The following is a 612-nucleotide window of genomic DNA, read 5'->3' on the forward strand; positions in this document are numbered from 1 at the left end:
CAGCCTCCCACCTATCCTGTACATGCAATACCGAGTCCCAGTACCAAACTGGAGTAAAGCTCCATGGGGTCTTTCCGTCCTGGCGCAGGTAACCAGCATCTTCACTGGTACTTCAATTTCACCGGATGCATTGTCGAGACAGCGCTCAAATCATTACGCCTTTCGTGCGGGTCGGAACTTACCCGACAAGGAATTTCGCTACCTTAGGACCGTTATAGTTACGGCCGCCGTTTACTGGGGCTTAAATTCAAAGCTTCGCTTGCGCTAACCTCTCCTCTTAACCTTCCAGCACCGGGCAGGCGTCAGCCCATATACCTCACCTTTCGGTTTCGCATAGACCTGTGTTTTTGCTAAACAGTTGCTTGAGCCTATTCTCTGCGGCCTGGTTTCCCAGGCACCCCTTATCCCTAAGTTACGGGGCCATTTTGCCGAGTTCCTTGACAATGCTTCTTCCGCCGGCCTTAGGATTCTCTCCTCATCCACCTGTGTCGGTTTACGGTACGGGTACGGTATAAACAATAGCGGCTTTTCTTGACGCATGGCTCACGGACTTCGCTACTTTATTTCGCTCCGCATCACGGCTTCCCATTGCCACCCGGATTTGCCAAAGTG

General features: G+C 52.1%; 1 rRNA gene. It reads right to left on the reverse strand.

Annotated elements, in window-relative coordinates:
• Positions 1–612: ribosomal RNA gene (locus ACTNDS_RS16675) — 23S ribosomal RNA — on the reverse strand; the annotation flags it as partial.

This window comes from Blautia sp. HCP3S3_C12 (genome assembly GCF_052064155.1).
Taxonomy (GTDB): domain Bacteria; phylum Bacillota; class Clostridia; order Lachnospirales; family Lachnospiraceae; genus Blautia_A.